This window comes from Enterobacter ludwigii (assembly GCF_001750725.1).
GTDB lineage: Bacteria > Pseudomonadota > Gammaproteobacteria > Enterobacterales > Enterobacteriaceae > Enterobacter > Enterobacter ludwigii.
The window spans coordinates 4,709,196-4,730,647 of sequence record NZ_CP017279.1; the positions used below are offsets into that span (position 1 = coordinate 4,709,196).

19 protein-coding genes and 5 tRNA genes are annotated in these 21,452 nt (G+C 55.4%); 18 read left to right on the forward strand and 6 right to left on the reverse strand.

The features are described 5' to 3' along the window. Nucleotides 1-223 precede the first annotated feature (223 nt). From BH714_RS22165 to BH714_RS22250, 18 genes are all read left to right on the forward strand, one after another. Entirely contained in the window at nucleotides 224-877 is a 654-nt protein-coding gene (locus BH714_RS22165; protein ID WP_040018928.1) for a metal ABC transporter ATP-binding protein, read from the forward strand. Then, nucleotides 874-1,734 carry a metal ABC transporter permease gene (locus BH714_RS22170; protein WP_025203390.1) on the forward strand — a complete coding sequence of 287 codons (861 nt, stop codon included), beginning with the start codon at nucleotides 874-876 and terminating at the stop codon, nucleotides 1,732-1,734. Before BH714_RS22165 ends, BH714_RS22170 begins: the two co-directional genes overlap by 4 nt. Nucleotides 1,735-1,748: 14 nt before the next feature. Next, nucleotides 1,749-2,627 carry a metal ABC transporter substrate-binding protein gene (locus BH714_RS22175; protein WP_040018929.1) on the forward strand — a complete coding sequence of 293 codons (879 nt, stop codon included), beginning with the start codon at nucleotides 1,749-1,751 and terminating at the stop codon, nucleotides 2,625-2,627. 130 nt (nucleotides 2,628-2,757) lie between these two features. Next, the gene (pncC, locus tag BH714_RS22180; protein WP_020883854.1) at nucleotides 2,758-3,255 is read left to right on the forward strand and encodes a nicotinamide-nucleotide amidase; all 498 of its coding nucleotides are present in this window, start codon (nucleotides 2,758-2,760) and stop codon (nucleotides 3,253-3,255) included. 89 nt (nucleotides 3,256-3,344) lie between these two features. Further along, nucleotides 3,345-4,403 carry a recombinase RecA gene (gene recA / locus BH714_RS22185; protein WP_020883855.1) on the forward strand — a complete coding sequence of 353 codons (1,059 nt, stop codon included), beginning with the start codon at nucleotides 3,345-3,347 and terminating at the stop codon, nucleotides 4,401-4,403. 68 nt (nucleotides 4,404-4,471) lie between these two features. Continuing rightward, nucleotides 4,472-4,972 (forward strand): recombination regulator RecX, encoded by a 501-nt coding sequence (gene recX / locus BH714_RS22190; protein WP_014171334.1) that lies wholly within the window; start codon nucleotides 4,472-4,474, stop codon nucleotides 4,970-4,972. A 131-nt stretch (nucleotides 4,973-5,103) separates the two neighbouring features. Further along, the gene (gene alaS / locus BH714_RS22195; protein ID WP_025203392.1) at nucleotides 5,104-7,731 is read left to right on the forward strand and encodes an alanine--tRNA ligase; all 2,628 of its coding nucleotides are present in this window, start codon (nucleotides 5,104-5,106) and stop codon (nucleotides 7,729-7,731) included. Between the two features lie 241 nt (nucleotides 7,732-7,972). Further along, the gene (gene csrA, locus BH714_RS22200) at nucleotides 7,973-8,158 is read left to right on the forward strand and encodes a carbon storage regulator CsrA (protein ID WP_000906486.1); all 186 of its coding nucleotides are present in this window, start codon (nucleotides 7,973-7,975) and stop codon (nucleotides 8,156-8,158) included. Between the two features lie 343 nt (nucleotides 8,159-8,501). Next, nucleotides 8,502-8,594: transfer RNA gene (locus BH714_RS22205), tRNA-Ser, on the forward strand. Between the two features lie 4 nt (nucleotides 8,595-8,598). Next, nucleotides 8,599-8,675 (forward strand) — tRNA-Arg (locus BH714_RS22210). Nucleotides 8,676-8,739: 64 nt separating this feature from the next. Next, nucleotides 8,740-8,816 (forward strand) — tRNA-Arg (locus tag BH714_RS22215). 161 nt (nucleotides 8,817-8,977) lie between these two features. Next, nucleotides 8,978-9,054 (forward strand) — tRNA-Arg (locus tag BH714_RS22220). A gap of 158 nt (nucleotides 9,055-9,212) precedes the next feature. Beyond that, nucleotides 9,213-9,289, forward strand: a tRNA-Arg gene (locus tag BH714_RS22225). A 264-nt stretch (nucleotides 9,290-9,553) separates the two neighbouring features. Next, the gene (gene yqaB, locus BH714_RS22230; RefSeq protein ID WP_014171331.1) at nucleotides 9,554-10,120 is read left to right on the forward strand and encodes a fructose-1-phosphate/6-phosphogluconate phosphatase; all 567 of its coding nucleotides are present in this window, start codon (nucleotides 9,554-9,556) and stop codon (nucleotides 10,118-10,120) included. After that, the gene (locus BH714_RS22235; protein WP_032678833.1) at nucleotides 10,117-10,545 is read left to right on the forward strand and encodes a YqaA family protein; all 429 of its coding nucleotides are present in this window, start codon (nucleotides 10,117-10,119) and stop codon (nucleotides 10,543-10,545) included. Before yqaB ends, BH714_RS22235 begins: the two co-directional genes overlap by 4 nt. Before the next feature lie 83 nt (nucleotides 10,546-10,628). Next, the gene (gene gshA / locus BH714_RS22240) at nucleotides 10,629-12,173 is read left to right on the forward strand and encodes a glutamate--cysteine ligase (protein ID WP_025203395.1); all 1,545 of its coding nucleotides are present in this window, start codon (nucleotides 10,629-10,631) and stop codon (nucleotides 12,171-12,173) included. 153 nt (nucleotides 12,174-12,326) lie between these two features. Beyond that, entirely contained in the window at nucleotides 12,327-12,842 is a 516-nt protein-coding gene (gene luxS / locus BH714_RS22245; protein WP_040018930.1) for an S-ribosylhomocysteine lyase, read from the forward strand. A 54-nt stretch (nucleotides 12,843-12,896) separates the two neighbouring features. Beyond that, on the forward strand, nucleotides 12,897-13,661 hold the full coding sequence (locus BH714_RS22250) for an AraC family transcriptional regulator (protein ID WP_040018931.1): 765 nt from the start codon (nucleotides 12,897-12,899) through the stop codon (nucleotides 13,659-13,661). Here the strand turns inward: BH714_RS22250 and leuA are convergent. The 6 genes from leuA to proX form a co-directional block, all read right to left on the reverse strand. Then, complete coding sequence (gene leuA / locus BH714_RS22255) at nucleotides 13,658-15,307, reverse strand: 2-isopropylmalate synthase (RefSeq protein ID WP_040018932.1); 1,650 nt, start codon at nucleotides 15,305-15,307, stop codon at nucleotides 13,658-13,660. The two genes, BH714_RS22250 and leuA, sit on opposite strands and share 4 nt — an antisense overlap. A 96-nt stretch (nucleotides 15,308-15,403) precedes the next feature. Further along, on the reverse strand, nucleotides 15,404-16,951 hold the full coding sequence (gene emrB / locus BH714_RS22260; protein ID WP_020883860.1) for a multidrug efflux MFS transporter permease subunit EmrB: 1,548 nt from the start codon (nucleotides 16,949-16,951) through the stop codon (nucleotides 15,404-15,406). A gap of 16 nt (nucleotides 16,952-16,967) precedes the next feature. After that, on the reverse strand, nucleotides 16,968-18,140 hold the full coding sequence (emrA, locus tag BH714_RS22265; protein WP_040018933.1) for a multidrug efflux MFS transporter periplasmic adaptor subunit EmrA: 1,173 nt from the start codon (nucleotides 18,138-18,140) through the stop codon (nucleotides 16,968-16,970). A gap of 127 nt (nucleotides 18,141-18,267) precedes the next feature. Then, on the reverse strand, nucleotides 18,268-18,798 hold the full coding sequence (gene emrR / locus BH714_RS22270) for a multidrug efflux transporter EmrAB transcriptional repressor EmrR (protein ID WP_014171323.1): 531 nt from the start codon (nucleotides 18,796-18,798) through the stop codon (nucleotides 18,268-18,270). A 314-nt stretch (nucleotides 18,799-19,112) separates the two neighbouring features. After that, the gene (locus BH714_RS22275; RefSeq protein ID WP_014171322.1) at nucleotides 19,113-20,297 is read right to left on the reverse strand and encodes an MFS transporter; all 1,185 of its coding nucleotides are present in this window, start codon (nucleotides 20,295-20,297) and stop codon (nucleotides 19,113-19,115) included. Nucleotides 20,298-20,446: 149 nt separating this feature from the next. Next, complete coding sequence (gene proX, locus BH714_RS22280; RefSeq protein WP_025203399.1) at nucleotides 20,447-21,445, reverse strand: glycine betaine/L-proline ABC transporter substrate-binding protein ProX; 999 nt, start codon at nucleotides 21,443-21,445, stop codon at nucleotides 20,447-20,449. Nucleotides 21,446-21,452 lie beyond the last annotated feature (7 nt).

Here is a 21,452-nt window from a genome sequence, read left to right on the forward strand (position 1 = left end):
CGGGAGAGGGTTGGGCTGATATCCAGAAACATTTCGCCACACTCCCGTTAATCTTCGCTCATTTACATCCGCATTATCTTTCATTATTGTTATGTTATAACATTTGATGTGGTGATGAGATGTCTACTTCCTTTTTTTCTCTGTCTGCGCCGGTCCGGCTTCTGATGGCGCTGGCGCTGATTGTCTTTATCGGGCTGGCCGTGTGCTGGGCGGTGGCATTGCCATGATTGTGATGAATCAACTCACGGCGGGTTACGACCGCGAGCCGGTCACGCGTCCTCTGTCCGGGGTGATTGAATGCGGGAGCATGACCGCCATCCTCGGGGCCAACGGCTGCGGTAAATCAACGCTTCTGAAAACCCTCGCCGGGTTTATCCCGCCGGTAAGCGGCCGTTTTCACTGGCAGAAAAAACGCCCCGTAATGGGCTGGCTGGCACAGCGTCATGCCCTGGAGGCGCAATTTCCGCTAACCGTGCAGGATGTGGTCAGCATGGGCTGCTGGCCTGAAGCGTCGCTTTTTTCTGGCCTTCGCCGTGAAATGCGGCTGCGCATTGCCGGCGCGCTTGAGCGGGTGGGGCTTGGAACAATGGCGCTAACGACCATTGATGAGCTCTCCGGCGGTCAGTTTCAGCGCATGCTGTTCGCGCGGGTATTAGTGCAGCAGGCACCGCTGGTCATGCTCGATGAGCCCTTTACCGGCGTTGATGAAGCTACCTGTAATGTGCTGATGGACCTGATGCTGGAAATGTATATGCAGGGGCAAACGGTGCTTGCGGTGCTGCACGACAGCGAGCGTGTATCGCGCCACTTCCCACAGACGTTACGGCTGGACGCTGACATGCCCCAGTGGAAAACCGAGCGGGTGAGGGTGGCATGATCTGGCATATCTTTTTTCAGCCTTTTATTGAGTATGGCTTTATGCGCCGCGCGCTGGTGGTTTGCCTGGCGTTGTCCGTCAGTACCACTGCTCTGGGCGTTTTCCTTCAGCTGCGCCGGATGAGTCTGATGGGCGATGCCCTCTCTCACGCCATTTTGCCCGGCGTCGCGGTGGGGTATTTGCTCAGCGGTATGTCGCTGCTGGCCATGAGCGTGGGAGGCTTTATTGCCGGTATTACCGTGGCGCTGGTGGCCGGGCTGGTCAGCCGTCGAACGCCGCTTAAAGAGGACGCCAGTTTTGCCGGGTTCTATCTTGGCTCGCTGGCGCTGGGCGTCACGCTGGTATCACTGCGCGGTTCGAACGTCGATCTTCTGCACCTGCTGTTTGGCTCCATCCTGGCGGTGGATAACGATGCCGCGCTGTTTGTGGCAGGCGTTTGTATGTTCACCCTTATCACGCTGGCGATTTTTTACCGTGGGCTGGTGACCGAGGCCTTTGACACCGCCTGGCTGCAGGTAAACGCCCGCCATGTTCCCGGCTTATTACACGGCCTGTTTCTGGCGCTGCTGGTGCTTAACCTCGTTGCCGGTTTTCAGGTGCTTGGCACGTTGATGGCGGTCGGGCTGATGATGCTCCCTGCGGTAGCGGCACGCTGCTGGGCACGCACCTTACCCGGACTGCTATTGATGGCGGGTATCAGCGGTATTTTCTGCGCGTGGCTCGGACTCAGTCTCTCCTGGGCCGCCAGTCTGCCCGCGGGGCCGTCCATCGTGCTTACCGCCAGCGCGCTGTTCTTTATTTCCATTTTATTTGGCACGCGCAGCAGGCTGGCTGGCAGCCTGCGTGCGCTTTTTTAACGGAAGGGGAAACGATGAAACGTACGGGATTAGTAGTGGCGCTCGCGCTGGGGATGATGTCGCAAACGGTGATGGCGAAAACGCTCAATGTGGTGACCAGCTTTTCCATACTGGGGGATATGACCCGGGAGGTGGGCGGTGACCATGTGAACGTCACGACGCTGGTGGGTCCGGACGGCGATCCGCATACCTTCGAGCCCTCGCCAAAAGATAGCGCGGCGCTAAGCAAGGCAGATGTTGTGGTGGTCAATGGTCTGGGACTGGAAGGGTGGCTGGATCGCCTGGTGAAAGCCTCCGGGTTCAAAGGCCAGCTGGTGGTGGCGTCGCGTGGTGTGCAGACGCATACCCTCGAAGAAGAGGGCAAAACCGTCACTGACCCGCACGCCTGGAACAGCGCGGCGAACGGGGCGCTGTACGCGCAAAATATTCTCAACGGGCTGGTGAAAGCCGACCCAGAAGATAAAACCGCGCTGGAAGCGACCGGAAAACCGTACATCGCGCAGCTTAAGCAGCTGGATAGCTGGGCCAAAACGCGTTTTAGCCAGATCCCGCTGGTGAAACGTAAAGTGCTGACCAGCCATGACGCGTTCGGCTATTTCAGCCGCGCCTACGGGGTGACGTTTATGGCGCCCCAGGGGTTGTCATCAGAGAGCGAGGCCAGCGCGGCACAGGTCGCTGAGATCATTAATCAGATTAAAGCGGACGGCGTGAAAACCTGGTTTATGGAAAACCAGCTCGATCCGCGGCTGGTTAAACAGATTGCTACAGCCACCGGCGCGCAGCCGGGAGGCGAGCTTTACCCGGAAGCGCTCTCGGCAAAAGGAGGCGTGGCAGAGACCTACGTTAAGGCGTTCCGCCACAATGTGGATACCCTCGCTGACAGCATGAAATAATCCTCTCCACCGCCGGTGCGCTCGCATCGGCTTTTTTCTGAATCCCCCTCGTAAATCCTGCAGCGCATCCCCATATCTGACGAGAAAGTGCTATCTTGTGCTGCATGTTTTTCTAAGGCCTGGAGCGAGAATGACTGACCATGAATTGATGCAGCTTAGCGAAGTGGTAGGGCTGGCGCTTAAGCAACGCGGGGCGACCCTCACCACCGCGGAGTCCTGCACCGGCGGCTGGGTGGCGAAAGCGATTACCGATATTGCCGGCAGTTCCGCCTGGTTTGAACGTGGTTTTGTGACCTACAGTAATGAAGCTAAAGCGCAAATGATCGGCGTGCGGGAATCTACGCTCGAACAGCATGGCGCGGTCAGCGAGCCGGTGGTGATTGAGATGGCTATTGGTGCGCTCAAAGAGGCGCGCGCGGATTATGCAATATCGATTAGCGGCATCGCGGGCCCGGACGGGGGCAGTGACGTGAAGCCTGTCGGCACCGTCTGGTTTGGTTTTGCTACCGCCAGAGGAGAAGGGATCACCCGCCGGGAGTGCTTTAGCGGCGATCGCGAAAGCGTGCGTCGTCAGGCAACCGTTTATGCGTTAAAAACGCTCTGGCAACAATTTCTACAAAATACTTGATACTGTATGACCATACAGTATAATTGCACCAACAGAACAGAAATCCACGGTGAAGCACAGTCGCTTCTCCCGGCATGACAGGAGTAATAATGGCTATCGACGAAAACAAACAGAAAGCGTTGGCGGCAGCACTGGGCCAGATCGAAAAGCAATTCGGTAAAGGCTCCATCATGCGCCTGGGTGAAGACCGTTCCATGGATGTGGAAACTATCTCCACCGGTTCGCTTTCTCTGGATATCGCGCTGGGCGCTGGCGGCCTGCCAATGGGCCGTATCGTAGAAATCTACGGGCCCGAGTCCTCAGGTAAAACAACCCTGACGCTGCAGGTTATCGCTGCGGCACAGCGTGAAGGTAAAACCTGTGCGTTTATCGATGCCGAGCACGCGCTGGACCCTGTTTATGCTCGTAAGCTGGGCGTTGATATCGACAACCTGCTGTGTTCTCAGCCGGACACCGGTGAGCAGGCGCTGGAAATTTGTGACGCGCTGGCCCGTTCCGGTGCGGTTGACGTTATCGTGGTCGACTCCGTTGCCGCTCTGACGCCAAAAGCTGAAATCGAAGGCGAAATTGGTGACTCTCACATGGGCCTCGCGGCACGTATGATGAGCCAGGCAATGCGTAAGCTGGCCGGTAACCTGAAGCAGTCCAACACGCTGCTGATCTTCATCAACCAGATCCGTATGAAAATTGGTGTGATGTTCGGTAACCCGGAAACCACTACCGGTGGTAACGCGCTGAAATTCTATGCTTCTGTCCGTCTGGATATCCGCCGTATCGGCGCGGTGAAAGAGGGTGAAAACGTAGTGGGTAGCGAAACCCGCGTGAAGGTTGTGAAGAACAAAATCGCAGCGCCGTTCAAACAGGCTGAATTCCAGATCCTCTACGGTGAAGGCATCAACTTCTACGGCGAACTGGTTGACCTCGGCGTGAAAGAGAAGCTGATTGAAAAAGCGGGCGCATGGTACAGCTACAACGGCGACAAGATTGGTCAGGGTAAAGCAAATGCAATCTCCTGGCTGAAAGAGAACCCGGCTGCGGCGAAAGAAATTGAGAAGAAAGTGCGTGAGCTTCTGCTGAACAACCAGGACGGTACGCCTGATTTCGTGGTGGATAACGCGGGTGCTGAAGAAACCAACGAAGATTTCTAATTCTCTCGTTTAAAGATGAAGGGCTGCTAATGCGGCCCTTTTTGCATTTCTGAATCAGCAGGTTTTTTATGAGTGAATCGACTTCACGCCGCCCTGCCTATGCACGCTTACTGGACCGTGCGGTGCGCATTCTTGCCGTCCGTGACCACAGCGAACAGGAGTTGCGGCGAAAACTGTCGGCCCCCGTCATGAGTAAAAACGGGCCGGAAGAGATTGATGCGACTGCGGAAGATTACGACCGCGTCATTGCCTGGTGCTATGAGCACCGCTATCTGGATGACGAGCGTTTCGCTTCCCGGTTTCTTGCCAGCCGTGGCCGCAAAGGATATGGCCCCGCGCGTATCCGCCAGGAGCTGAACCAGAAAGGGGTCGCCCGTGAAACCATTGAAAAGGCCATGCGCGAATGCGACACAGACTGGTGCGCGCTGGCAAAAGAACAGGCCATTCGCAAGTACGGCGAACCCTTGCCACGTGAATTTTCAGAAAAAGTTAAAATCCAGCGCTTTTTGCTCTACCGCGGCTTTCTGATGGAAGATATTCAGGATATCTGGCGTAATTTTGCGGATTGAACGCATGCGGGATTTTACTTCCCACTAAAGAAAACTTATCTTATTCCCACTTTTTCCAGTAGCTGGTCTGTCCAACGTTTTACCGATACAGGCTTGCTACGACATTTCGTTAGCTTGATTTCAGGATAATTATGAGCAAGAGCACCGCTGAGATCCGTCAGGCGTTTCTCGATTTTTTCCATAGTAAGGGACATCAGGTAGTTGCCAGCAGCTCCCTGGTACCGAACAACGATCCGACTCTGCTGTTTACCAACGCCGGGATGAACCAGTTCAAGGATGTGTTCCTTGGTCTCGACAAACGTAATTATTCCCGCGCCACAACCTCACAGCGTTGCGTGCGTGCGGGCGGTAAACACAACGACCTGGAAAACGTCGGTTACACCGCGCGTCACCACACGTTCTTCGAAATGCTGGGTAACTTCAGCTTCGGCGACTATTTCAAACACGATGCCATTCAATATGCGTGGGAACTGCTGACCGGTGAAAACTGGTTCAACCTGCCGAAAGATCGTCTGTGGGTTACCGTCTATGAAACCGATGACGAAGCCTACGAAATCTGGGAAAAAGAGGTTGGTATCCCGCGCGAGCGTATTATTCGCATCGGCGATAACAAAGGCGCACCTTATGCGTCTGACAACTTCTGGCAGATGGGCGATACCGGTCCTTGCGGTCCGTGCACCGAGATCTTCTACGATCACGGCGACCATATCTGGGGTGGTCCTCCAGGCAGCCCGGAAGAAGACGGCGATCGCTACATTGAGATCTGGAACATCGTCTTCATGCAGTTCAACCGTCAGGCTGACGGTACGATGGAGCCGCTGCCGAAACCGTCCGTTGATACCGGTATGGGTCTGGAGCGTATCGCGGCTGTTCTGCAGCACGTTAACTCCAACTACGAAATTGACCTGTTCAGCACCCTGATTAAAGCCGTTGCGCAAGTGACGGGGGCAACCGATCTGAACAACAAATCGCTGCGCGTTATTGCAGACCATATCCGTTCCTGCGCGTTCCTGATTGCCGACGGCGTGATCCCGTCGAATGAAAACCGTGGCTATGTGCTGCGTCGTATCATTCGTCGTGCTATCCGTCACGGCAACATGCTGGGCGCGAAGGACACCTTCTTCTATAAACTCGTTGGGCCACTGATTGGCGTGATGGGCGCAGCCGGTGATGAGCTGAAACGTCAGCAGGCGCAGGTTGAGCAGGTTCTGAAAACGGAAGAAGAGCAGTTTGCTCGTACTCTGGAGCGCGGACTGGCGCTGCTGGATGAAGAGCTGGCGAAACTTCAGGGCGATACGCTGGACGGCGAAACCGCTTTCCGCCTGTACGACACCTACGGTTTCCCGGTTGACCTGACGGCGGACGTTTGCCGTGAGCGCAACATTAAAGTGGACGAAGCAGGCTTTGAAGCCGCAATGGAAGAGCAGCGCCGCCGTGCGCGCGAGTCCAGCGGTTTTGGTGCTGACTACAACGCGATGATCCGCGTTGATGGCGCATCAGAATTCAAAGGCTACGAAAATCTGGAACTGACTGGCAAAGTGACCGCCCTGTTTGTTGACGGTAAAGCCGTAGACAGCATCAACGCGGGTCAGGATGCGGTTGTCATTCTGGACAAAACGCCGTTCTACGCAGAATCCGGCGGCCAGGTTGGCGATAAAGGCGAACTGAAAGGCAACGGTTTCAGCTTCAGCGTAAGCGACACGCAGAAATACGGTCAGGCGATTGGCCATCAGGGCAAACTGACTGCCGGTTCTCTGAAAGTGGGCGAGGGTGTCCAGGCGAACGTTGATGAAGCTCGTCGTGCGCGCATTCGTCTGAACCACTCAGCTACGCACCTGATGCACGCTGCCCTGCGTGAAGTTCTGGGAACGCACGTTGCACAGAAAGGTTCTCTGGTTAACGATAAAGTGCTGCGCTTCGACTTCTCTCATTTTGAAGCGATGAAGCCGTCAGAAATCCGCGCGGTAGAAGATCTGGTGAATGCGCAGATCCGTCGTAACCTGCCTATCGAAACCCATATCATGGATCTCGAGGCGGCGAAGAAGAAAGGCGCGATGGCACTGTTTGGCGAGAAATATGACGACCGCGTTCGCGTGCTGAGCATGGGCGACTTCTCGACTGAACTCTGCGGCGGGACGCATGCCTCCCGTACCGGCGACATTGGTCTGTTCCGCATTGTTTCCGAATCAGGAACGGCGGCGGGCGTGCGTCGTATTGAAGCGGTAACCGGTGAAGGCGCGATTGCCAGCCTGCATGCGCAGAGCGATCAGCTGCACGACATCGCGCAGTTGTTGAAAGGTGATAGCCAGAACCTGGGCGAGAAAGTGCGCGTTGCGCTGGATCGTACGCGTCAGCTGGAAAAAGAGCTGCAGCAGCTGAAAGAGCAGGCTGCGGCGCAGGAGAGTGCAAACCTCTCCAGCAAAGCTGTAGACATTAAGGGTGTCAAACTGCTGGTCAGCGATCTGGCAGGCGTTGAGCCTAAGATGCTGCGTACTATGGTCGACGATCTGAAGAACCAGCTCGGTTCCACAGTTATCGTGCTGGCGACAGTGGCAGAAGGTAAGGTTTCTCTGATTGCGGGCGTCTCTAAGGATGTGACCGACCGCGTAAAAGCAGGGGAACTGATTGGTATGGTCGCCCAGCAGGTGGGCGGTAAGGGTGGCGGTCGTCCGGACATGGCGCAAGCCGGTGGTACGGATGCGGCGGCACTTCCTGCGGCATTGGCCAGTGTTGAAAGCTGGGTGAGCGCGAAACTGTAATAACTACAAAGCACAAGCAGACGCCATAGCGGTAACGTTATGGCGTCTTGTTCACTGCGCTATCGATAACGATAAAGTCAGGTTGAGTTTGTGTATATCGGCTAAACTTACGTTTAACAGAATGTGATGCCGTGACTGCTTACACTTTACGTGTTTGTCATCGCTTACTTTTTGGCGTTATATGATGGATAATGCCGGGATACAAGAGACCCGACTCTTTTAATCTTTCAAGGAGCAAAGAATGCTGATTCTGACTCGTCGAGTTGGTGAGACCCTCATGATTGGGGATGAGGTCACCGTGACAGTTTTAGGGGTAAAGGGTAACCAGGTACGTATTGGTGTAAACGCTCCTAAAGAAGTATCTGTCCACCGTGAAGAGATCTACCAGCGTATCCAGGCTGAAAAATCCCAGCAGTCCAGTTACTGATATTGTCGCGTCTCGCTGTCGGGCGAGACGCAACCTCTCCCGCCATTTTTCCTGCTTAAAGTTACCGTTTAATTTCAATCGCTCTGTTTTTAACCACTCTCTTACCCTTAACTCGCCTTAACATCACTATTCTGTCATCAGTTTTCTGAGAAGATGCCTGCAAAATCCGCTTATAAAACACCCTCTTTGCAGCTTTTGCATGCGAATTGCGTGTGATTTGTGCAAACGATAAAAGCTTTTGGAAAATTGTTTGACTTATAAGTCCCAGAAAGTAATATATGCGCCACGCAGCGACGAGAAGCTCTTAACGAGTTACTCGAAGCACTCGAAAGAGGCGTTGTGTGGTGAGGTGGCCGAGAGGCTGAAGGCGCTCCCCTGCTAAGGGAGTATGCGGTCAAAAGCTGCATCCGGGGTTCGAATCCCCGCCTCACCGCCATTTTGCATCCGTAGCTCAGCTGGATAGAGTACTCGGCTACGAACCGAGCGGTCGGAGGTTCGAATCCTCCCGGATGCACCATCTATTACTTCATATTGCTTTCGAAGTGATATGAATATCGAGTAGTACAATAGTAAATCCCGATGCATCCGTAGCTCAGCTGGATAGAGTACTCGGCTACGAACCGAGCGGTCGGAGGTTCGAATCCTCCCGGATGCACCATCTTCTCCGAGATAACAGCAAAGCTGTTGTTTCAAGGTCTGCGGGTTAGCCGCAAGCACCAGGGAGGATAACGTTGCTTTAGCAACGGCCCGAAGGGCGAGGCGCAGCCGAGTAATCCTCCCGGATGCACCATTTACTATTTCTGAAAGCAGTACCCTGATGCATCCGTAGCTCAGCTGGATAGAGTACTCGGCTACGAACCGAGCGGTCGGAGGTTCGAATCCTCCCGGATGCACCATCTTCTCCGAGATAACAGCAAGGTTGTTGTTTCAAGGTCTGCGGGTTAGCCGCAAGCACCAGGGAGGATAACGTTGCTTAGCAACGGCCCGAAGGGCGAGGCGCAGCCGAGTAATCCTCCCGGATGCACCATTTACTGTTTCAAAAGCATTTCCCGATGCATCCGTAGCTCAGCTGGATAGAGTACTCGGCTACGAACCGAGCGGTCGGAGGTTCGAATCCTCCCGGATGCACCATCTTCTCCGAGATAATAGCAAGGCTGTTGTTTCAAGGTCTGCGGGTTAGCCGCAAGCACCAGGGAAGATAACGTTGCTTTGCAACGGCCCTAAGGGCGAGGCGCAGCCGAGTAATCCTCCCGGATGCACCATCTTCTTTTCTGTACCACTCTCTTTCTCCCTGGTTATTCCTTCGACGTTCCGTCAGCAATCATTTCTCTTTGAGCGACAAAAACCACCGTTTACGATAAAGTAATGCTTTGTTAATCGTTTAGCGAGAGCACGATGTACGCACAGTATGACGGTTTGATCTTCGATATGGATGGCACTCTCCTGGATACCGAACCCACGCATCGTCAAGCCTGGACTGATGTCCTTGCTCGTTACGGTATGCGTTTCGATCTTCAGGCGATGATCGCCCTCAACGGAGCCCCAACCTGGCGTATAGCGCAGGCCGTGATTGAACGTAATCATGCCGATCTCGACCCGCACCTTCTGGCCCGTGAAAAAACCGATGCGGTAAAAGCGATGCTTTTAGATACCGTGCGCCCATTACCGTTAATTGACGTCGTAAAAGCATGGCACGGGCGTCGTCCTATGTCCGTTGGCACGGGCAGTGAAAGCGCTATTGCGGAAGCGCTGCTCACCCATCTTGGCCTGCGTCATTATTTCTCTGCGGTGGTTGCCGCCGATCATGTTCAAAATCACAAGCCCGCACCGGACACCTTCCTGCGTTGTGCAGAACTGATGGGTGTGCCTGCGGTGAAATGTGTTGTGTTCGAAGATGCTGATTTTGGTATTCAGGCCGCGCGCGATGCCGGGATGGATGTTGTGGACGTCCGCTTACTGTGAGTGACGCGCTGTCACTTTTATCATTATTCGCCAGCAGTTTTTTAAGCGCCACGCTCTTGCCGGGAAATTCGGAAGTGGTGCTGGTAGCGATGCTGTTGTCTGGCGTGAGTCAGCCCTGGTTGCTCGTGTTAATAGCAACAATGGGTAATAGCTTTGGAGGGCTGACTAACGTTATTCTTGGGCGTTTCTTTCCGCTGCGTGAAAAATCGCGCTGGCAGGAAAAGGCAGTCGGCTGGCTAAAACGCTATGGCGCTGCCACGCTGTTATTAAGCTGGATGCCTGTAATAGGTGATTTACTGTGCCTGCTGGCGGGATGGATGCGCATCTCCTGGGGGCCAGTGCTCTTTTTTTTGTGCCTTGGCAAGGCGTTGCGCTATGTTCTCGTGGCATGGGCAACACTACAGGGTATGACGTGGTGGCACTAATTGGTGGAATGAATACGCGACCTTCAATCGTCAACCATTACAATTATGCTGAGTAACAATACTTTGACAGGCGGGAGGTCAATTTGATCCCGGACGTATCTCAGGCGCTGGCCTGGCTGGAAAATCACCCTCAGGCACTGAAGGGTATTCAGCGTGGTCTTGAGCGTGAAACGCTGCGCGTTAACGCGGACGGTAGCTTAGCAACAACGGGTCACCCGAAGGCGTTAGGCTCGGCGCTGACACATAAATGGATCACAACCGATTTCGCTGAAGCGCTGCTGGAATTCATCACGCCAGTGGATGGTGATATTGATCATATGCTAACGATTCTGCGCGACATCCATCGCTACACTGCCCGCAATCTGGGTGATGAGCGTATGTGGCCGCTCAGCATGCCGTGCTATATCGAACAAGGCCAGGAGATTGAACTGGCGCAATACGGCACGTCAAATATCGGTCAGCTGAAAACGCTCTATCGTGAGGGGCTGAAAAACCGCTACGGTGCGTTGATGCAGACCATTTCTGGCGTGCATTACAATTTCTCTTTACCCATGGCGTTCTGGCAGGCGAAGTGCGGCGAAACGGATAAAGACGCGATCTCCGCGGGTTATTTCCGCCTGATCCGCAACTACTATCGTTTTGGCTGGGTCATTCCGTATCTGTTTGGCGCATCGCCTGCGATATGCTCGTCATTCCTGCAGGGGAAACCGACCACGCTGCCGTTCGAGAAGACAGAGTGTGGAATGTACTATCTCCCGTACGCCACCTCCCTGCGTCTTAGCGATCTGGGTTATACCAATAAGTCGCAAAGCAATCTCGGTATTACGTTTAACGAATTGCACGAATATGTGGCAGGATTGAAGCGGGCGATCAAAACGCCGTCGGAAGAGTACGAGAAAATCGGCCTCGAAAAAGACGGTAAGCGCCTGCAGATCAACAGCAATGTGCTGCAGATTGAAAATGAACTGTACGCGCCTATTCGTCCGAAGCGCGTTACGCGCAGCGGTGAAACCCCGTCGGATGCACTGCAGCGCGGCGGGATTGAATACATAGAAGTGCGCTCGCTGGATATCAACCCGTTCTCACCCATCGGCGTTGATGAGCAGCAGGTTCGCTTCCTGGATCTGTTTATGGTCTGGTGCGTACTGGCGGATGCGCCGGAAATGAGTTCAGAGGAACTGCTCTGTACCCGTACTAACTGGAACCGCGTGATTCTGGAAGGGCGCAAGCCGGGTCTGACGCTGGGGATTGGCTGCGAGACAGCGCAGTTCCCGCTGACGAAAGTGGGTAAGGATCTGTTCCGCGACCTGAAGCGTGTTGCCCGGACCATGGACAGCATTGACGGTGGGGAAGCCTATCAAAACGTCTGCGACCAGCTGGTTGAATCGTTTGATAACCCGGAACTGACGTTCTCAGCGCGTATTCTGCGTTCTATGATTGATCAGGGTATTGGCGGCACCGGGCGTTCGCTCTCTGCGGAATACCGCGAGATGCTGAAGCAGGAGCCGTTAGAGATTCTGAGTGAAGCCGATTTTGTGGCAGAACGAGACGCCTCTGTCGTGCGTCAGAAAGAGGTTGAAGCGGCGGATACGGAGACGTTTGAGGCGTTTCTGGCGAAACAGGCTTAACAGAAAAGAAAAAGGCCACATCGCTGTGGCCAAAATATACATCTCTGAATTCAGGGATGATGATAACAAATGCGCGTCTTTCATATACTCAGACGTGCATTTTGTAGAAGAGTTCAGTTTATTTTAAAAAAAAATCACTATCGGAGGTGACGTATGCCGTTATTAGATAGCTTTACTGTCGACCATACCCGTATGGAAGCACCTGCAGTACGTGTGGCGAAGACCATGCACACCCCGCACGGCGACACGATCACCGTATTCGATCTGCGTTTCTGCGTGCCCAACAAAGAAGTGATGCCAGAGAAAGGCATTCACACCCTGGAGCACCTGTTTGCCGGGTTTATGCGCGACCACCTGAATGGTAATGGCGTGGAGATCATCGATATCTCTCCGATGGGTTGCCGTACCGGTTTCTACATGAGCCTGATTGGCCAGCCTGAAGAGAAACGCGTCGCGGATGCCTGGAAAGCGGCAATGAAAGATGTGCTGAAGGTGAAAGAGCAGAACCAGATCCCTGAGCTGAACGTATATCAGTGCGGAACTTACCAGATGCACTCTCTGGAAGAAGCCCAGGAGATCGCGCGTCATATCATCGAGCGTGACGTTCGCGTAAACAGCAATGAAGAGCTGGCGCTGCCAAAAGAAAAACTGCAGGAACTGCACATCTAGTGCACCTTTTCCCTCTCCCTCAGGGAGAGGGTAGGGTGAGGGGCGTTTAACCTCATGACCACAACCTCAACCTTCTCCTTTACCCATCGCCCACTTGTTCCTTATGCCCATGATTACCTTCATGGCGACAGCGAGCCGTGGCATCAGCACGACTGCGCGCAATTGCTGCACACCCTGAGTGGGGTGGTGAGAGTCGATACCGCATCAGGTTGTTGGGTGGTGCCGCCCGGACGCGGCGTCTGGCTACCCGCGGGCACTCCGCACTCTTTGCGTATTACCGGCAACGTTGCGGCGCGCACGTTGTTTATCGATCCCCTCGCGCGAGCCGATCTTCCGGCAACCTGTCAGATAGTCCAGATCTCCGGTCTGTTACGCGAACTTATCCTCACCTCGCTGACGCTTGAGGCGTCCTACTCCCCGGGCAGTCGTGATGAGCGCGTATATGAGCTCATTCTGGATGAAATCCGCACGTTGCGGGTGCTGCCGTTTCACCTGCCTGAGCCGGAAAGCGAGCCGTTGCGTACCCTTTGCCAGCAGATCCGGCTGTTGCCGGGGGAAAGCTGGGGCAGCATGCAGGCCGCAAACACGCTTGGTATGAGTGAACGTACGATGAACCGCCATTTTAAGCAGCAGACGGGGTTAAGCTACGGTGAGTGGCTAAGAAGGGCGCGCCTGCTGGAAGCGCTGCTGCGCCTGGGACAAGGTCAGCCAGTGCTACGCGTGGCGCTGGATCTGGGCTACGGCAGCCACAGTGCCTTTACGGCGATGTTTCGCCGGGTGATGGGGATATCACCCAGCGATTATTTCAAAGACAGCTAGCTGACAGCATTGAACAGGGCCTGAAGAGACGCGCGGGCCACGTCGCTGTCAATGCCGACGCCCCAGCGGCTGCTACCATCCTGAAACAGACAGCGGATATACGCCACCGAGCGGCTGTCGCTGCGCTCCCCAAGCGTATGTTCGTGATAGTCCTTAATCACAAACGGGGTCGTGACCCAGCGGCTTATACCATTGGCCGCCGCGGATAACAGCCCGTTGCCTTGCCCCTCCAGCTGGCGCATCCCGCCCTGCGTCGTGACGCTTGCCGTCAGATGTAACTGCCCGTCCTGCTGGCTGTCGCTACGGTAAGCGTGCAGGGCAAAGTCCGGCGTCTCTACCAGCCCATAACGTGTGCGGAACAGTTGCCACAGCGCATGCTGCGTCATCTCTTTACCGTGCTGGTCGGTTTCCTGCTGTACGTGCTGGCTAAAGTCCTGCTGCAGGGCGCGGGGTAATTTCAGACCATGGTTTTGTTCAATAAGCCACGCGCTGCCGCTTTTTCCTGACTGGCTGTTAACCCGGATCACCGCTTCGTAAGTGCAACCAATATCCTGTGGGTCAACCGGCAGATAGGGCATCTCCCAGCGTTCGTCAGGCTTGCGGGCATCAAAGCCTTTCTTGATGGCATCCTGGTGCGAACCTGAAAATGCGGTATACGCCAGCCGTCCTGCCCACGGATGTCGCGGATGCACCGGCAGCTGGTTGCAGGTTTCTACCACCTCCACCACGTGATTCATGTCGCTAAAGTCCAGATTCGGGCTAATCCCCTGGCTGTAGAGGTTCATCGCCAGCGTGACCAGGCAGACGTTACCGGTTCGTTCGCCGTTCCCAAACAGACACCCTTCGACACGGTCTGCACCGGCCATCAGGGCCAGCTCCGCGCTGGCGACACCGGTGCCGCGGTCGTTATGCGGATGGACGCTGATGCAGACATCGCTGCGGCGGCTGAAATGACGGCAGAAATACTCAATCTGATCGGCATACACATTCGGTGTACTGACCTCAACGGTGGCCGGTAAGTTGATCACCATCGGGCGTTCGGCGCACGGCTGCCAGATGTCCGCCACGGCTTCGCAAATCTCCAGCGCAAAGTCCGGCTCGGTAAAGCAGAAAGTTTCCGGAGAGTATTCGTATTGCCAGCGGGTGGCGGGATTCTCTTCGCACAGCGTGCGGATAAGACGCGTGGAACGGGTCGCCAGCTCAACGATTTGCGCTTTCTCCATGCCGAACACCAGGCGGCGGAACAGCGGGGCGGTGGCGTTATACAGGTGTACGGTGGCCTGCTTCGCCCCGCGCAGCGACGCAAAGGTACGCAGGATAAGGTCTTCACGCGCCTGGGTTAATACCTGAATGGTGACGTCATCCGGAATGCGGTTTTCGTCGATCAACTGACGCACAAAATTGAAGTCCGTCTGCGAGGCAGAGGGGAAAGCGACTTCGATTTCTTTGAATCCGCAACGCAGTAACAGCGCCCAGAACTGCAGTTTGCGGTTGCTGTCCATCGGCTCGGCAAGGGCCTGATTACCGTCGCGTAAATCGGTGGAAAGCCAGCGCGGCGCCTGCGTGAGGCGTTGCTCAGGCCAGCGGCGATCGGGCAGGGAAATAGCAGGTTGAGGTTGGTATTTGTCGGAAGGTGTTTTCAGCATGGTGCGCTCCTGTTGTCTTTTCACTATCGTGAATCGATTTCAGGAGCGCTGCTTTATCGTTACTGACAATCGCTGTCGCGATCTGGACACCGCACGTTAGTGCGCACCGCCGCCGCCGCCTCCGGCGCCAAACGGTGGTCGGGCAAACCATACCAGTCCCAGCAGGATGATAAAGATCCCCGCCGATATCCAGAATATCTCGTTTGCCGAGATAATCAGGCCCTGGTTGGTGATCTGCTGAGCGATCCAGCCGGACGCCTGCTGCTCCGTCATTCCCATTCCCTGAAGCTGACTGTACATCTGCTGCGAGTTAGGGTTGAACGGGTTCACCGCTTCGGTCAATTGCGCATGGTGCATCGACTCGCGGTTGGTCCAAAGGGTCGTGGTGATCGACGTCCCGATGGAGCCTGCCAGCGTACGCGTAAAGTTCGACAGGCTTGATGCCGCCGCCATGCGCTCAGGCGGCAAGCCGGAAAGCGTAATGGTCGTCAGCGGCATAAAGAAGCACGCCACGGCGAAGCCCTGAATGAACTGCGGCCACGCGGACGCGCCAAAGTCCATGCCCGGCTCGAACGTATACGCGCGCCAGTAGAAGCACACCGCGTACATAATAAAGCTGAAGGTCACCAGCCTGCGCATGTCGAGCTTGTGAGCGAAGCGGCCGATAATCGGCGACAGCAGGACCGGAATTAACCCCACTGGCGCAGAAGCCAAACCTGCCCAGGTTGCGGTGTAGCCATATACCTCCTGCAACAGCTGCGGCAGCAGAACGATAGCGCCGAAGTAGAGCATGTAGGCCAGACTGATACACAGGCAGCCGATGGTAAAGTTTCGCGACTTAAACAGCGAGAGATCGACGATTGGGTTATCGTCCGTCAGCTCCCAGACGATCAGGAAGCTCAGCGATATCACCGCGACAACGGTCAGGATGATAATCTCTGTCGAGTTAAACCAGTCCAGCTCTTTACCCTGATCGAGCATCACCTGCAGGCTACCGATCCCGACCACCAGCAGCGCCAGACCAATGGCGTCAATTCGCCGCTGCTCTGTTCGGGTTTCGCGACCGCGCAGCGTTTGCAGGGTCAGCATCACCACCAGCGCACCAATTGGCACGTTGATGAAGAAGATCCAGCCCCAGTGGTAGTTGTCGCTGATATAGCCGCCGAGGATAGGCCCGCAAATCGGTGCGACAATCACCGTCATTGACCACAGCGCCAGCGCGATAGAGCGCTTAGCGGGCGGATAGTTGTTCAGCAGCAAACTCTGCGACAGCGGAATCAGCGGCCCGGCCACAATCCCCTGAATGACGCGGAAGATGATCAGCATCGTCAGGCTGTTGGACATGCCGCACGCCCAGGAGGCGAGCACGAACAATACCGTTGACCACAGGAACAGCTTTACTTCACCGACGCGCTTCGCCAGCCAGCCGGTGATAGGGATGGAGATGGCGTTTGCCACCCCAAACGAGGTAATGACCCAGGTCCCCTGGCTCAGTGACGAGCCAAGGTTACCGGCGATGGTTGGGATCGCCACGTTTGCGATGGTAGAGTCCAGCACCTGCATGAATGTCGCCAGCGACAGCGCAATGGTCATGATAACCAGTTGCGCCCCCTCCAGCGGTTTTTGCGGCTTTTGCTGTTGCATAACGCTCACCTTCGGATTAACCGGCGTTTGCCTTCACGATGTCATCGATCAGTTTATTGACCGGATCGAGGCTAATTTCACGGGCGTTACTTTCATAAGCCGGGGTGCTGCGCACCTGACTTGCCAGGATCTGACCATCGCGGTTGGCGGTATCAACCGTTACCAGCGTAGAGAGGCCAATACGCAACGGATGGTCCGCCAGCTGTTTTGCATCCAGTTCGATACGTACAGGCAAGCGCTGAACCACTTTGATCCAGTTCCCGGTGGCGTTTTGCGCTGGCAACAGGGAGAAGGCACTGCCGGTCCCCATATCCAGGCCGACCACTTTCCCGGTGTACTTCACGTCATCACCGTAAATATCGCTGATCACCGTCGCGGTCTGGCCGATACGCATATGGGCAAGCTGCGTCTCTTTAAAGTTCGCATCAACCCACAGGTTGTCCGCCGGAACGACCGCCATCAGCGGCGTGGTTGGGCTAATTTGGGCACCAGGCTGGACGGAGCGACGAGAGACGTAGCCGGTCATCGGGCTGACAATTTTAGTACGCTGCAGGGCAAGCCACGCGTTGCGCACTTCGGTGGCAGCCTGTTGCACGGCAGGCTGGTTTTCCAGGCTGGTGCCCAGCACCATCGCCTGGTTGGCGTTGTACTGTTGAATCGCCACGTCCAGCTGCGCCTGTGCGCTGGCAACGGCATCACGCGCGTGCTGCAGCTCTTCACGGCCAATCAGGTTGGCAGTGCCGAGGGGAACGCGACGGTTCAGGTCGCTTTGCGCCTGCGCCAGTGCGGTTTTCTGCACGTCGATGTTGGCCTGCAGCTGCTTGCTGTTGATCATCAGCTGGCGGGTCTGACGGACGCTGGAGGCCAGCGCGGTCTGGGCTTTTTCAAAAGCCTGTTGGGCGTCGGTCGGATCGAGCGTGACCAATACATCCCCTTTTTGCACAAAATCGGTGTTATCAGCCCAGACTTTCGTCACGCTGCCCGATACCTGCGCCATAATTTGTACCTGGTTCCCTGCCACGTATGCATCGTCTGTCTCTTCAGCATGACGCAATACTAAAAACCAATAGATCCCATATGCCACGGCAATAATAATAAAGAGCAATGTCAGTACAATAAGGGCGCTTTTGCGTTTGCCCTTTTTATTGACCGGTTGCTGCGGGGTAGTGCTCTCCGCATTTGCGCTCATTGTTGTTCTCCACGATCTTCTTATTTTCACATCGGCTGAGCCGAGCTGTTGTCAGAAAGGCCAGCAGTGTGACGTGCTGGCCTGTCGGTTTTCTTATGAGTCTGGGATTGTTGAGCGTGTTGTCGCGTTAGCGCAGCGCCTCTAGAACAGCGCCGTCTTCATCCATCTGGTCCAGACGGGTCAGCAGCTTGCGAGTAATGTGCTCAAGCTGGTCGCGCTCGGTGGTGCTGAGGGCAGACCACAGTTGATGCAGGCAATTATGCTGAGGTGGCAGCACCTCACGCAGGAATTGGTGACCTTTGTCGGTCAGCTGCAGATGCAGGCAGCGGCGATCGTTATCGCTTTCACGGCGTTCAATCCAGCCGCGTTTTTCCAGTTCATCGGCAATACGGGTGGCATTAGTACGGGATGAACCCAGCGCGCAGCTCAGCTCTGACGGCTGAATGCTGTGATTTTCCTGAGACTCCAGCGTAATTAACGCCATAAACAACGTCTCGTTAATCCCTTGAGCTTTCAGCATTTTATTACGATTTTCCAGTAGCTTACCCTGCATGTGCATGCACAGGCGGGTCAGCAGGATCTCCTGATACGGGAAGTCCTCATGACGACTGGCGCGGAATTTAAGCATTTGTTCAATGGGCGTAAACGAACTATCCATTTGGGCATAACCTCATTAATTACAGCCGATATAGTAACGATAGTGACAAATAATGTAAATGAATTATTTGTGCGGTTATATCCGCCAAACTTATGTCACCATCAGAAAGCGCCGGGTAAGTCCGTGACCCGGTGAGCACAGAGAGCGTTGGGTGTGAACCCGCGGAAGAGAGGATGTGAGGACGGGGGTCTGAACTATTCATGCCGGTAGAAAATATGTCACCCACATTAAAATTTCTGGGATAAATGATTACGTTTACATTAACAGACTGCAGGGCCCCTTTACACCCTAAGAGACCCAAAGCAATGTAAAACTTAGTTAATTACGTCCTGGCGATGGTACCCACGCCACCATACTAGCAGATTCAGCGCGGCGACGATTGCCCCTATCCCACACACGCCTGACCAACCGGCATGCTGCCACGCCGAGGCTGAAATCAACGAACCCGCTGCGCCGCCAATAAAATAGCTGGTCATGTATCCGGCCGTGAGGCGGTTACGCGCCTCTGGCTTCACGCGGTAGATGACGGTCTGGTTAGTGATATGCACGCCCTGCACGGTGAGGTCGAGTACCAGAATACCGACGATCAGCGCCAGCACAGAGGTATGGCCATACCAGATGGCTGCCCAGGAGAGCAGGAGCAGAACCAGCCCGGCAGAGGTCGTCAGATGGGATTTGCCTTTATCCGCCAGTCCGCCCGCCGGACGCGCGCCCAGGGCTCCCGCAGCGCCCGCCAGACCAAACAGACCAATCACCGCTTCGGAATAATTGAACGGCGGCGCGGCCAGCAGAAACGCCATTGAGGTCCATAAGATGCTGAAGTTGGCGAAGGTCAAACAGCCCAGCAACGCACGTGTACGCAGCAGTTTATCGTGTGTGAAGAGGCTGAAAACGGAGGCGAGAAGCTGCGGATAATTAAGGTGATTTTCCTGCTTCACCTTTGGCAGCCCGCGCCACAGGGCAAGCGCCATCACGGCCATCAGTACGCTCGCCACCCAATACACGGTACGCCAGCCACCAAGACTCGCCAGCAGCCCGGCGACGGTCCGCGCCAGCAAAATCCCCAGCAGCAGGCCGCTCATGATTGTTCCCACCACCTTGCCGCGCTTTTCTGGTGAGGCGAGAGTGGCGGCGAGCGGAACCAGAATCTGCGCCACGACGGAGAACAGACCCGTTAACGCGGTGCCGATAATCATCATCGTTAACGAGTGGCTGCTGGCGGTGATCAGCATCCCGCCTGCAGCCAGCAAGGTCATGGAGACAATCAGCATCCGACGCTCAAACATATCGCCCAGCGGCACGAGGAAAAGCAGCCCGGCGGCATAGCCAAGCTGCGCGGCGGTGACAATAAAGCCAGCGGAGCTGGCAGAAAGGTTAAATGCGCGGGCGATGGTATCGAGCAGTGGCTGCGCGTAGTAGTTACTGGCGACTGCCAGACCCGTTGCCACGGACATTAAAAGGATGAGTGCCGGGCTAAGCCCTTGAGTTGTTTTAGTCATCAGGTTCAGGAATCGTGAGTTAAGTGATTATTTTTCCGTGAACCATAATAGCGAATGATTGTGAATGTGGTGGGATTGTTACGTGCTGGATTGTGCGGTTTAGGGGAGTTCACCCTCTCCCGTGGGGAGAGGGCGGGTCTGAAGGGCTCTTATGACTTCTGCGCGTCCATCGCTTCTTTTACCCAGCCATCAAACTGCTGCTGGTGGGCTTTGATCCAGCCATCCACGTGGCCTTTGATGTCAGCTTCGGACGATTTCCCCGCGTGCATCATTGCGTTCTGGGCGTTGATGTCCGCCAGAGGCAGTTTCATCACCGAGAACAGCTTCGCTGCCGCCGGGTTTTTCTCAGCCCAGGTTTTGTTAGCAACGATATGCATCGTGTTTACCGGGAAGCCATAGTTCATGCCGTTTGGCAGTTTGGTGTCGATATCTTTCTGCTCGCCCGGCAGGGAAGAGAAGGGCACCTGCAGCCACACCACGTCTTTCCCCGGCTTCAGCACGTCGCTCACCCAGTACGGTGTCCAGGTGTAATAGATAACCGGTTTACCCTCTTTGAAGCGGGCAATGGTGTCGGCCATCATCGCCGAGTAGTTACCGTGGCTGACGTCGACCGTTTTCGCCAGGTCAAAGGCTTTGTTCTGGTGATTAATCACCGCCTCACAGCCCCAGCCCGGCGAGCAGCCCATCATGTCAGCTTTGCCGTCACCGTTGGTGTCGAACAGTTTGGCAATCTTCGGATCCTTCAGCTGCTCGATATTAGTGATGTGGTACTGGTCGGCTGTTTTCTTGTCGATCAGGTACCCCTGCGCCGCACCGGTCACGAAGGTGCCTTCGCGGTAGAATTTCTTATCCCCGCCGGCGGCGGCATACATGTCGTCGTGCAGCGGCTGCCAGTTGACGGCGGTAAAGGTGGCATCACCGGAGGCAATCGAGGTGTAGCCCACGTTGTAATCCACTTCACTTGGGGTGTTGACCGTATAGCCCAGTTTTTCCAGCGCGCGGCTGACTAACAGCGTCTGGAAGGTCTCTTCTGAAATGGTGCTCTGAACCGGTTGCACGGTAATGCCTTTGCCCGGCAGGTCTGCAGCAAACGTGCTGGTGGAGACAAGGGTGGCAAACGCTGTGGCAAAAAGTACGCGATGTCGCATCGTTGTT

What these genes read in the sequence shown, in the direction of transcription:
- csrA (WP_000906486.1), top strand. Translation starts at nt 7,973, where the DNA reads ATGCTGATTCTGACTCGTCGAGTTGGTGAGACCCTCATGATTGGGGAT.
- recA (WP_020883855.1), top strand. Translation starts at nt 3,345, where the DNA reads ATGGCTATCGACGAAAACAAACAGAAAGCGTTGGCGGCAGCACTGGGC.
- recX (WP_014171334.1), top strand. Translation starts at nt 4,472, where the DNA reads ATGAGTGAATCGACTTCACGCCGCCCTGCCTATGCACGCTTACTGGAC.
- emrR (WP_014171323.1), bottom strand. Translation starts at nt 18,798, where the DNA reads ATGGATAGTTCGTTTACGCCCATTGAACAAATGCTTAAATTCCGCGCC.
- yqaB (WP_014171331.1), top strand. Translation starts at nt 9,554, where the DNA reads ATGTACGCACAGTATGACGGTTTGATCTTCGATATGGATGGCACTCTC.
- BH714_RS22250 (WP_040018931.1), top strand. Translation starts at nt 12,897, where the DNA reads ATGACCACAACCTCAACCTTCTCCTTTACCCATCGCCCACTTGTTCCT.
- BH714_RS22170 (WP_025203390.1), top strand. Translation starts at nt 874, where the DNA reads ATGATCTGGCATATCTTTTTTCAGCCTTTTATTGAGTATGGCTTTATG.
- BH714_RS22165 (WP_040018928.1), top strand. Translation starts at nt 224, where the DNA reads ATGATTGTGATGAATCAACTCACGGCGGGTTACGACCGCGAGCCGGTC.
- proX (WP_025203399.1), bottom strand. Translation starts at nt 21,445, where the DNA reads ATGCGACATCGCGTACTTTTTGCCACAGCGTTTGCCACCCTTGTCTCC.
- emrB (WP_020883860.1), bottom strand. Translation starts at nt 16,951, where the DNA reads ATGCAACAGCAAAAGCCGCAAAAACCGCTGGAGGGGGCGCAACTGGTT.
- BH714_RS22175 (WP_040018929.1), top strand. Translation starts at nt 1,749, where the DNA reads ATGAAACGTACGGGATTAGTAGTGGCGCTCGCGCTGGGGATGATGTCG.
- emrA (WP_040018933.1), bottom strand. Translation starts at nt 18,140, where the DNA reads ATGAGCGCAAATGCGGAGAGCACTACCCCGCAGCAACCGGTCAATAAA.
- alaS (WP_025203392.1), top strand. Translation starts at nt 5,104, where the DNA reads ATGAGCAAGAGCACCGCTGAGATCCGTCAGGCGTTTCTCGATTTTTTC.
- BH714_RS22275 (WP_014171322.1), bottom strand. Translation starts at nt 20,297, where the DNA reads ATGACTAAAACAACTCAAGGGCTTAGCCCGGCACTCATCCTTTTAATG.
- luxS (WP_040018930.1), top strand. Translation starts at nt 12,327, where the DNA reads ATGCCGTTATTAGATAGCTTTACTGTCGACCATACCCGTATGGAAGCA.
- pncC (WP_020883854.1), top strand. Translation starts at nt 2,758, where the DNA reads ATGACTGACCATGAATTGATGCAGCTTAGCGAAGTGGTAGGGCTGGCG.
- leuA (WP_040018932.1), bottom strand. Translation starts at nt 15,307, where the DNA reads ATGCTGAAAACACCTTCCGACAAATACCAACCTCAACCTGCTATTTCC.